This is a genomic window from Candidatus Cyanaurora vandensis (assembly GCF_013285555.1).
Taxonomy (GTDB): Bacteria; Cyanobacteriota; Cyanobacteriia; order Gloeobacterales; family Anthocerotibacteraceae; genus Cyanaurora; species Cyanaurora vandensis.
This window is the reverse complement of sequence record NZ_JAAXLT010000219.1, coordinates 1-8,957: the sequence shown is the minus strand read 5'-3', so window position 1 is coordinate 8,957 and position 8,957 is coordinate 1. Positions and strand designations below refer to the sequence as shown.

General features: G+C 57.0%; 13 protein-coding genes. 1 reads left to right on the top strand and 12 read right to left on the bottom strand.

The features are described 5' to 3' along the window. The 6 genes from HFM78_RS15585 to HFM78_RS15560 form a co-directional block, all read right to left on the bottom strand. Nucleotides 1–501, bottom strand: a 501-nt coding sequence (locus tag HFM78_RS15585; RefSeq protein WP_287130379.1) for an LptA/OstA family protein, incomplete at its 3' end; no start/stop codon positions are given. A gap of 38 nt (nucleotides 502–539) precedes the next feature. After that, entirely contained in the window at nucleotides 540–650 is a 111-nt protein-coding gene (locus HFM78_RS15580) for a photosystem II reaction center protein I (RefSeq protein ID WP_287130378.1), read from the bottom strand. Between the two features lie 58 nt (nucleotides 651–708). After that, nucleotides 709–1,680, bottom strand: a complete 972-nt coding sequence (locus HFM78_RS15575; protein ID WP_396033363.1) for an acetyl-CoA carboxylase carboxyltransferase subunit alpha — start codon at nucleotides 1,678–1,680, stop codon at nucleotides 709–711. Between the two features lie 52 nt (nucleotides 1,681–1,732). After that, entirely contained in the window at nucleotides 1,733–1,927 is a 195-nt protein-coding gene (locus HFM78_RS15570; protein WP_287130376.1) for a DUF5989 family protein, read from the bottom strand. A 42-nt stretch (nucleotides 1,928–1,969) separates the two neighbouring features. After that, entirely contained in the window at nucleotides 1,970–2,671 is a 702-nt protein-coding gene (locus tag HFM78_RS15565; RefSeq protein WP_287130375.1) for a hypothetical protein, read from the bottom strand. 12 nt (nucleotides 2,672–2,683) lie between these two features. Beyond that, complete coding sequence (locus HFM78_RS15560) at nucleotides 2,684–2,926, bottom strand: NifU family protein (protein ID WP_287130374.1); 243 nt, start codon at nucleotides 2,924–2,926, stop codon at nucleotides 2,684–2,686. Nucleotides 2,927–3,019: 93 nt separating this feature from the next. On the opposite strand from HFM78_RS15560, the gene HFM78_RS15555 reads away from it, so the two are divergent. Then, nucleotides 3,020–3,577, top strand: a complete 558-nt coding sequence (locus tag HFM78_RS15555; protein ID WP_287130373.1) for a DNA-3-methyladenine glycosylase — start codon at nucleotides 3,020–3,022, stop codon at nucleotides 3,575–3,577. Here the strand turns inward: HFM78_RS15555 and HFM78_RS15550 are convergent. The 6 genes from HFM78_RS15550 to HFM78_RS15525 all read right to left on the bottom strand — a co-directional run bounded on the left by HFM78_RS15550 (nucleotide 3,574) and on the right by HFM78_RS15525 (nucleotide 8,614). Beyond that, nucleotides 3,574–4,662 (bottom strand): DJ-1/PfpI/YhbO family deglycase/protease, encoded by a 1,089-nt coding sequence (locus tag HFM78_RS15550; RefSeq protein WP_287130372.1) that lies wholly within the window; start codon nucleotides 4,660–4,662, stop codon nucleotides 3,574–3,576. The two genes, HFM78_RS15555 and HFM78_RS15550, sit on opposite strands and share 4 nt — an antisense overlap. A 64-nt stretch (nucleotides 4,663–4,726) precedes the next feature. Beyond that, a complete protein-coding gene (locus HFM78_RS15545; protein ID WP_287130371.1) occupies nucleotides 4,727–5,785 on the bottom strand; it encodes an Mrp/NBP35 family ATP-binding protein in 1,059 nt (352 codons plus the stop codon). A 134-nt stretch (nucleotides 5,786–5,919) separates the two neighbouring features. Beyond that, nucleotides 5,920–6,438, bottom strand: a complete 519-nt coding sequence (locus tag HFM78_RS15540; protein WP_287130370.1) for a CAP domain-containing protein — start codon at nucleotides 6,436–6,438, stop codon at nucleotides 5,920–5,922. A gap of 58 nt (nucleotides 6,439–6,496) precedes the next feature. Then, nucleotides 6,497–7,345: an RNA polymerase sigma factor RpoD/SigA gene (locus HFM78_RS15535; RefSeq protein ID WP_287130369.1), complete on the bottom strand. Its 849-nt coding sequence runs from the start codon at nucleotides 7,343–7,345 to the stop codon at nucleotides 6,497–6,499. Between the two features lie 14 nt (nucleotides 7,346–7,359). After that, complete coding sequence (locus HFM78_RS15530; RefSeq protein WP_287130368.1) at nucleotides 7,360–8,022, bottom strand: single-stranded DNA-binding protein; 663 nt, start codon at nucleotides 8,020–8,022, stop codon at nucleotides 7,360–7,362. 70 nt (nucleotides 8,023–8,092) lie between these two features. Next, on the bottom strand, nucleotides 8,093–8,614 hold the full coding sequence (locus HFM78_RS15525; RefSeq protein WP_287130367.1) for a hypothetical protein: 522 nt from the start codon (nucleotides 8,612–8,614) through the stop codon (nucleotides 8,093–8,095). Between the last annotated feature and the right edge of the window lie 343 nt (nucleotides 8,615–8,957).

Sequence of the window (8,957 nt, the reverse complement as noted above, 5' to 3'; positions counted from 1 at the left end):
GGGTAGGACCTGACCGCCAGCGGGGGGCGGGGCGGGGTCATTGGCTAGGGGAGAAGGGGCCTCAAGTTGGGTGAGGGTCTGGGTATTGAGGATGCCCTTAGCTTGGTAGAGTGCGCCTTCTTCCAGGGCGAAATTGTATTCGATGCGCTCCCCGGTCACTTCCTGGGCACCGCGCACTAAGCGGATATTACCGACTGCAATCGCAATGCGGGTCTTTAGGTCTACTTGCAATTCATCCGCTAAAAGATAGGACTCGCGAAAATCCATACGGACATTGCCACGAGCTACAAAACGCTCTTCCTCGAAGGTGTATTGCTGCGTATCGGCTTGGAGCCGGAGGTTTTCGCCGGCGGCACCCCCGACGGGAATTAAAATTTCCTGTTGTTTCAAGTCAACAGTTTTACCCTGAAGCTCGGCAGCCCGTTGGTTATCTGCCCGCAGATCATTAGCTGCCACAGGCCGGACTTCAGCAGGCGGCGGGGGCGGCAATGGCACAGGCACAGGCACGATTCTCCCAGGGGCTCAGTTTGGTCTTAATTTTAGTTAGGATTCTTGGGGTTACGTTGGGGGTCGCCCGATAGGAAACCAAACACAAACATGCTCACAAAGAGCAGGACCACCGCCGTAATCACCCATTTCAGAATTTCCATTGGACCACCCTAACTGCGTTCTCTTTACCGTATTACATCGGGGGTACTCAGGCAAGGGCTAGGGAGCCTCCAAAAACGCCCCCATGCGCCGGAATTTCTCGTAGCGTTGGGCGCGGAGTTCCTCTGGGGACTGGCTGGTTAGTTCCTTGAGGTGATGGATCAGGGTCTGTTTGAGGGTGTGAGCCATGGCGATTGGGGAACGGTGGGCACCACCGACAGGTTCAGGGATGATATCGTCCACGATCCCCAAGCGTTTTAGGTCACGAGCGGTAATTTTAAGAGCGTTGGCAGCTTCCTCGGCGTGTTTGGTATCGCGCCAGAGGATTGAGGAACAACTCTCCGGGGCAATCACTGAGTACACGGCGTTCTCTAGCATAAATACCCGGTTGCCGACCCCGATTGCCAACGCGCCCCCAGACCCGCCCTCACCGATGACCGTGCAGAGGATGGGGACCCCCAAGTGGAACATTTCGCGGATATTGCGGGCCAGGGCCTCCCCCTGTCCCCGTTCCTCCGCCTGCACCCCTGGATAGGCACCAGGCGTATCAATGAAGCTGATAATCGGCAACCCAAAACGGTCAGCGTGTTGCATCAAGCGGAGAGCCTTGCGGTAGCCCTCGGGCTGGGGCATCCCGAAGTTGCGCTTGATGTTGTCCTTAGTATCGCGGCCTTTCTGGTGCCCCAGGATGACCACATTGAAGTCACCAATCCGGGCGAGCCCCCCAACGAGGGCCAAGTCATCCCCGAAACAACGGTCCCCGCGCAACTCCAGCCAGTCATCGGTGACGGTTTGGAAATAATCTAGGGTACTGGGCCGCTGGGGATGACGGGCCACTTGGAGCCGCTGGTAAGGACTCAGCCGCTCAAAGAGGTCCACCCTGAGCCGGATAATCTGACCCTCTAGCTGGGCCAGTTGGTCAGTGACATTCACACCATCGGCTTGGGCCTGGATGCGGATCTGGTCCATGCGCTGTTCTAGTTCAGCCAGGGGCTTTTCAAATTCCAACAGAATTGGCTCCACCACCGGCAGGTCCCCACGAATCAACTACAGAATACCTGAACTCTTCCCTTAAGGATGCCCGTTAAAACACCGTGTACAAGAAAGGTGCGACCACTCCCGCCGAATTAGCAAAGATTAAGACCAAGGCTACCAGGACAAACAGAGCCACCAAGGGAATTAACCACCACAATTTGCGCTGCCACAACAGTCGAAAAAGCTCTGCAAGCGTCCCGCCCCGTTGCGTGACGTTCTGGCGCGTGCGGGTAAACCGGTCCATGGTTGTGTCCTTGGGATTCGCCGTATCTTACCGTAACTCGCGCTAGGGCACCCAATAAATCGCGCCCGCCGGGGTCAGCGCAACGGGTTTATCCTTGACTGCTGGGCTCGCCCAGACCCCGACGATCCGGTCTCCAGCCTGAACAATCGCCATCACGAGGGCCGTGGGCACAATCGGCACCGGGGGGGTAAGTTCAAACTTACCCTCTTGGAGGAGGGTCTGGGTGAGGGCATTTTCGCTAGCAATCGCTTGGAAACCCGGTAGTTGGGCCAAGACTGCTCCCGGTCCACCGGTCGCTGTACCAATCGTCCCGGGCGGAGGGCTACCGATGCCACCGGGCGGGTTAGGACGACCAATTTTACCAGGGCCACTGGTGCGCCCTTGTTTTTTAACTAGGTCAGTCTGGCGTTGTAGCCGCTCTTGTATTTCTGGGGTGTCTTTAACTAGATACACGGTCCCGGTCAAGGCCGCGCCACTCTGGGCGGTCAGGTCCGAGACTTGTAAGCCAGTCAGAGTCCCCTGATAGGGAGCAAGCTTATCTGAAGCTTTGGTGTCCGGTTGGGAACCGACCACCGGCGGCGGTGGTAGCGCGGGCTTGGTGGGGCGGAGGCTACCGTACAGTAAACGGGCCTCCGCACGGGTCAAGGTCCCCGCTTGGATCTGTTTTTCAATGTAGTCCGGGTAGGCTTGGGACCCAACCGGCGGACTCAGCACCAAGAGCAACACCCATCCCCACCGCACCATTTTCGCGCTCCGTTAGAATACCTGTTCGACTTCGGCAACCTCGGGGATCATCTCCTGGAGTTTGCGCTCAATCCCCAACTTGAGGGTGTAGCTGGAACTGGGGCAGGAGCCGCAGGCCCCCTGGAGCCGCAATTTCACAATCGGTCCCTCAATCTCCACCAACTCCACATTCCCCCCGTCGGACATCAGGTAGGGACGTAACTCATCCAAAACCAGTTCGACGTTTTCGGCGGTCAGTTCTAGGGTCGTTTCCATCACGCGCTCTCATGCTTTAAGCTTCAACCTAGCATTTCAGCCCGGTCTGGTCTAGTTTGCCCAAGTTGGACCCCGGCCCCCACAATGGGGAATATGGATTTCTTTGACCGCTCCGCCCTCCTGGTGGCTCCTGAACTATTGGGTTGGTCGCTCAACCGCCGGGTCGCTGGTGCCACCCAGACCGCTCGTCTCGTCGAGGTGGAAGCTTACACCCAAGGCGATCCCGCCTGTCATGCCTACCGCCGCCGCACCCCGCGCAATGAGGTGATGTTCGGACCCAGCGGCTACGCCTACGTCTACCTTATTTATGGGATGTATTTCTGTCTGAATATCGTCTGTGAACCCGAGGGTATTCCCGGAGCGGTGCTGATTCGAGCGGCGGCGGGGGGCCTCAAGGGGCCGGGGGTCCTGTGCCGGGACTGGGGGATCAGCCGTGCCCAACACAACGGAACCAACCTACTTGACCCCACTAGCGACCTCTGGTTGACCCCCGGCTTGGTAGACCCCGCACTCGTCATCGCCACCAAACGGGTCGGGATTACCCAGGGCGTGGAATTACCCTGGCGTTTTTGTCTGAAGGACCACCCGGATGTCTCCGTCAAGCCCGGTCAAGAACGCCTACCCGTGCGCCGCCGTAAAGCAACCCTCTAAACTGTCGCTCCGGTACTCGGTTGGGCAGGTTGCATCGCTTGGTCGCGCTGGGCCAAGTAAAGTTCTGCCACCCGCTCCTCATCTTGGGCCAAGTCCACTTCCATTTCGTCAAAAATTGCTGTGGTTGTGGGGTCGGTGTACTTGTTACAGAGTTGGTAGGTATCCACCACCCCATTTTGTAGATCACTCAAAGCTTGACGTAACACGCCGATATTATCAGTGCGGGTCTGCAACAAGTTCTTAATCGTGGCATAAGCTCCACTGGCTTGAGCCTGGAGGGATTCGCGTTCACCTAGCAGGGCAAGACGGGCTGCGAGTTGTTGGATGTGATTGCGCTTATTGGCAATGATGTCCTTAAAGACCGTCTGGATGGGTTCACTCACCGTCGCCTGGGTATACCGCTCAAAAGCATCCACCGCGTACCGTTCTCCAGTCAGAGCCGTATTGATCCCCTCAGCAATCTCACTCCGGCTAGAACCATTCCATTCCGCCGCCAACTTCCACCAACCCGCGTGGAGGTCATGTAATTCGGGCAGGGTCGTCTCAGGAATCCGCAGTCCCAGATGACGCAAAATAGCCGTGGTGAAAAGAGGCAGGTCTCCAGGACGACGGCTGGTGATCAAGTTGCCATCAGTAACCACAGGTTCATTGACATATTCAGCCCCAGCATTCTGCATATCCTTACGAATCGAACGGAACCCAGTGGCCCGACGACCGCGCAAGAGATCGCCCTCAATGAGAACCTGGGGACCATGACAGACCGCCGCCACCAACTTCCCCTGGCCCATCATCTCCTGGACAAACCGCACTGTTTTGAGATTAGTCCGCATCACATCGGGGGCCTGCCCGCCGGGAATGATCACCGCCGCATAATCTTCCGCCCGAGCTTCCGTAGTCGTGCCCTCGGGCCGGACCGTGAGGCGGCCCTGTTTCCCCCGGTACTCTTCATTCATTCGTGAACCGAGGATGACCACACGGGCATTGGTCTTACGGAGAGCTGCATAGGGGACCTGGAACTCAGCGTCCTCTACGTTTTTCTCAATTAGAATCGCAATTTGGAGCGTATCTTCCATGATTTTCGCCATGAGTGTTCCCCACAGATAGCGATTCTGGACCTAGGGCAGCCTCACCCAGCAGGGGGATGATCCCCTAGGCGAGGGCCGCCACCGAGACTAGACCGGCGACTTTTTGGGTGAGGGCGTGTAGAGCCTGGGCAGTCAAGGATTCAGGCTGAGTCAAAGTAATCGGGAGTCCCTGGTCGCCCCCCTCACGCACTGAGATCTCCAGAGGAATGTAACCCAGGACCGGAATATCTAACTCCAGGGCCGATTTTTCCGTCCCGCCCTCCCCAAAAATGAAATACTTCTGGTCCGGTCGGTCCGGCGGGACGAAATAGCTCATATTCTCCACCAACCCCAGCACCGTCACCCCCAACTGCTGGAACATCCGTACCCCTTTTCGGGCATCCAGATTAGCGACCTCTTGAGGCGTGGTAACAATGACCACCCCGGCAATCGGCACCGACTGGGCCAGGGTCAGTTGCACATCCCCGGTCCCCGGCGGCATATCTACGATCAGGTAATCTAGTTCACCCCAGTTCGTCTGGTACAAAAAGTTACGGACAATCCCATTAAGCATCGGCCCCCGCCACACCACCGGCTGATTGCGGTCAATCAGGAAACTCATGGAGACCAGTTTCACGCCATGGTTGTAGAGCGGTTCCAGAATATCCCCCGCCGCCGTCTTATTGACCGTGGCCCGGATGCCCTCTAACCCCAGCATCAACGGCGCATTGGGACCATAAATATCCGCATCTAGCAAGCCGACCAGTGCCCCACTCTGGGCCAGCGCGACCGCCATATTCACCGCCACCGTAGACTTACCCACCCCGCCCTTACCACTGGAGACCGCGATAATATTTTTGATCCCAGGGACCCCTTGACGACCGGGCAGGGATTTAGCTTGGGGAGTCTCCGCCGTGACCGTGATATCAATATCCTGAAAACCCAGCTTCCTGACCGCTTTTTTGCAGTCAGCCACGATCATCTCGCGCAGCGGACAAGCCGGGGTCGTCAAGACCAGCGTGAACTTCACCCGCCCGTCCTGAATCTCAACATCACGGATCATATTGAGTTCAACCAGAGAACGGCGCAACTCCGGGTCTTGGACCGGGCGGAGGATATCGAGGACAGCTTGACGATCAGGCATGAATGAGACCTATTTCATACTTGCATGATAGCCAAGAAGCCCATCCGCCCCATACCCTGCCGCGTACAGGCGCAGAGCAAACTACTAAATCCCCCGCACAAAACCATCACTACAAACCCCCAAACCAATTACTTCTAAAAGAGAGGCCGCAGGAAAACTTGAGTGAAGTAGTAGGTATTGCCTGTACGCCAAACCCCCATTCCCGCCTCGGTGTAACTAGTCAGCAGGATGTTACGCCGATGCCCCGGACTCTGCATCCAACCCTCCACGGCGGTCTGAGGCGGGTTTGGAATATTGGTGCCCTTAAACAAATTCTCCCCGACCACCCGGTAAGCCACCCCCACCCCCCGCACCCGGTCAGCCACCGTATCCCCATCAGGACTGGTGTGCGCGAAGAAATTCCGCTGGGCCATCTTCTGACTGTAAGCACGGGCAACTTGAGTGAGCTCGGCATTGAGCTTGAGCGGTTTGAGACCTTGTTCCACCCGGATTGCATTGATGCGCTGGTGGGCAGTCGTCTCCATCTGGACGAGCGCGGACGGGGGAGCCGGGGCTGGGGCTTGCGGCGACGGTGATTCAGAAGCAATTAAAAAATCAGGAGCCATCCCGCAACCCGTCAACAAAAGTAGCCCTAAGCCCACCAATTTCTTCATGCCCAAGCTCCAGTTACTACTGTTTTGTAACGTAAACCCCGGTCCCTTAGTCCTATTCTCAGGTAGGAAAGTCTTGGAGCTGTTGACGTAACTGTTGGAGAGCCGCAGCCTCAGTGTTGAGGACGTGTTTGCGAGATAAACCGAGTTCACGAGCAGTTTGGGCCACGGTGTGGGGTGTGAGCGCGGTCAGTCCATAGCGTAGAGCCAAGATTTGCCGTTGGGCTTCGGGTAGACGGGCTAAGGCATGGTGCAGCCGCTGCTGAGTTTCCTGGTGGACCGCTAGATCCAAGGGATTTCCCCCCTCCGCCCGGAGCGTATCGGCGAGCGTCAAATCTTGATGGGCGTTGAGAGGGGCTTCCAGTGAGGCCGTAGGCTGGAAATACTGCTGGATTTGCTGGACTTGCTGGGAGTTAAGACCCGTATGGGCACTCACTTCCTGACGGCGGGGCGAGCGACCAAGGGTCCGACTGAGTTCCTCCGCTCCCCGGTTGAATTGACGACGCTTATCATGCAAATGGTTGGGCAGACGCACCACCCGCCCCTGCTGGTCAATCGCCCGGACAATTGCCTGTCGTATCCACCAAGTTGCATAGGTGGCAAACCGGAAACCCTTGTGGGGATCAAACTTGAGGACCGCCCGTTCCAGGCCGAGATTCCCCTCCTGAATCAGGTCCGCCATCGGTAGACCCCGGCCCTGGTACCGCTTGGCAATCGCGACGACGAGACGCAGGTTGGCTTGGACCAGACGGTGCTTGGCCTGGACCCCCGAGCGCGTTGTGGCAGCGTCGGGGCGGGTGCGCCACTGTTCAATCTGACGGCCCAACCGGACCTCCTCCTGGGCAGTGAGAAGGGATTCACGCTGGAGGTGCCGTAGGTAGTAGCCAACGCTATCGAGTACAGCGGTCATGGATAGACTCCTGGTTAGGCGGATTTGTGGGCGAAGGCGCGGTTCAGATCATCCATGATGTCTTGGGCACGCTCGGCGGGCAGACGCTCGAGTTGGGCGCAGAAACCCTCTAGCGTTACTTGGTCAGCGGCAACCCCAGACTTATCCTTGAGCCAACGAATTAAAGCACCCACCTGTTTACCAGACCACTCCGCCATCGGGCCGTAGTGGTTGACTAGGGTTTGGGCCAAGAGTGCGTTGGGGGTCTGAGTTTTGGGAGCCGGAGCTACGGGCAAACCAAACTCCTCTTCCTCCCCTACTTCCTCGGTGACAGTATCTCCGGTGGGCTTGGCTGAGAGCAGTTGCAGACGGTCACAGGTGAAATTGGTGTAGGTGCGCCGTTGCCCTTCCACTTCTTTGCGCTGCTGGGTGATGTGACCTTCGACGTAAATAAGCCGGCCCTTCAAGAGATGCTCCGCCACCGGAAATTCACCCAAGTGCGAGAACTCCAAGAAGCCCGGTTCCTGACCATAGTTAGCCGCCCCATCGAGAGCAAGCACAAAGGTCGTCAGTTGGAGTGGGGACTCACCCTTAGTGGAATCGAGGAAGCGGACCTCACAATCTTTGATCAGGCGACCAATGACCATGACTTTATTGAGCATGGCGTAACGGCGTTTCTCAGTGTTGATGGCGTTCATGACGTTCCTTCGATGAAGTGTTTGCTTTCAGTGAAATCAATGAAATTGGGGGGAAAAAATAGGCCCTGCTCTAGCGACCGGACAAACAGTAGCGGTACAGGCGCGGTCCCATGGCATTGCGGATGCAGACGGCGTTGCTCTCCAGTTTCTTGAGCCGCTGGTTGGCGGTGGTCAAGTTGAGATTGAGCGCGGCGGCGAGGTCCGGGGCGGTGAAGTACTGCTGACGACTGGCCCATTGCAGGGTATCGCGGTCAGCCTGGGAGACTTTGCCAATCAGTTCCCACTCGTTGGGGCGCGGTTCGCTGAGAACGAGCAGACCGTGGTGTTCCAGGGCCATACTCACTTCCTCAGCGACCTCGCGGGAGGGCTGGCGCACCAGGAAACCCCGTTGCGGATAGACCTTCTCCCAAGCGGAGAGTAGCTTGACGAAAAGCTCCAGAGCCACGGAGTAATTCATCGCTGCCACCAGCCCCAAGTCAGCCACTAGGGTGCCACCCTGGGGGAGACGCTGCAATTGCTCCTCCATCTGGTAGCGCAACTCGCGCCCCCGTTCCCGTCCCCAAAGGAACTCGCTTGCCTGACCTAAGTGCATGACCTTTGTTTCATTCATTTCAATGAAATCATAGCTTGTATTGTTTTTGCCTGTCAAGTCCTTTTTTGTCCAGAGGTTTGACGAGGCTCGGCATCCTCATCCACAAGGTCCCCCGTAGACTTTATCGCGTTTGGGTCAAGCCCATTACTCGGGGTCCAAGCCGAGTTCCCGTAATTTAGTCGCTAGATGCTCAGCTCGTTGCCGTTCGATTTCTTTTTTTCGTTCAGCTTAGTCGGCTCATTAAAGGGCACCTCGATAAATAAAGGATGAAGGGAAGAATTATTAGAAAAAATGATTTTTGTTAACAAACAAGGGGTTTTATACCCCTCTCTGCTAATCTTTT

What these genes read in the sequence shown, in the direction of transcription:
- HFM78_RS15580 (WP_287130378.1), bottom strand. Translation starts at nt 650, where the DNA reads ATGGAAATTCTGAAATGGGTGATTACGGCGGTGGTCCTGCTCTTTGTG.
- HFM78_RS15570 (WP_287130376.1), bottom strand. Translation starts at nt 1,927, where the DNA reads ATGGACCGGTTTACCCGCACGCGCCAGAACGTCACGCAACGGGGCGGG.
- HFM78_RS15565 (WP_287130375.1), bottom strand. Translation starts at nt 2,671, where the DNA reads ATGGTGCGGTGGGGATGGGTGTTGCTCTTGGTGCTGAGTCCGCCGGTT.
- HFM78_RS15560 (WP_287130374.1), bottom strand. Translation starts at nt 2,926, where the DNA reads ATGGAAACGACCCTAGAACTGACCGCCGAAAACGTCGAACTGGTTTTG.
- HFM78_RS15555 (WP_287130373.1), top strand. Translation starts at nt 3,020, where the DNA reads ATGGATTTCTTTGACCGCTCCGCCCTCCTGGTGGCTCCTGAACTATTG.
- HFM78_RS15550 (WP_287130372.1), bottom strand. Translation starts at nt 4,662, where the DNA reads ATGGCGAAAATCATGGAAGATACGCTCCAAATTGCGATTCTAATTGAG.
- HFM78_RS15545 (WP_287130371.1), bottom strand. Translation starts at nt 5,785, where the DNA reads ATGCCTGATCGTCAAGCTGTCCTCGATATCCTCCGCCCGGTCCAAGAC.
- HFM78_RS15540 (WP_287130370.1), bottom strand. Translation starts at nt 6,438, where the DNA reads ATGAAGAAATTGGTGGGCTTAGGGCTACTTTTGTTGACGGGTTGCGGG.
- HFM78_RS15535 (WP_287130369.1), bottom strand. Translation starts at nt 7,345, where the DNA reads ATGACCGCTGTACTCGATAGCGTTGGCTACTACCTACGGCACCTCCAG.
- HFM78_RS15530 (WP_287130368.1), bottom strand. Translation starts at nt 8,022, where the DNA reads ATGAACGCCATCAACACTGAGAAACGCCGTTACGCCATGCTCAATAAA.
- HFM78_RS15525 (WP_287130367.1), bottom strand. Translation starts at nt 8,614, where the DNA reads ATGCACTTAGGTCAGGCAAGCGAGTTCCTTTGGGGACGGGAACGGGGG.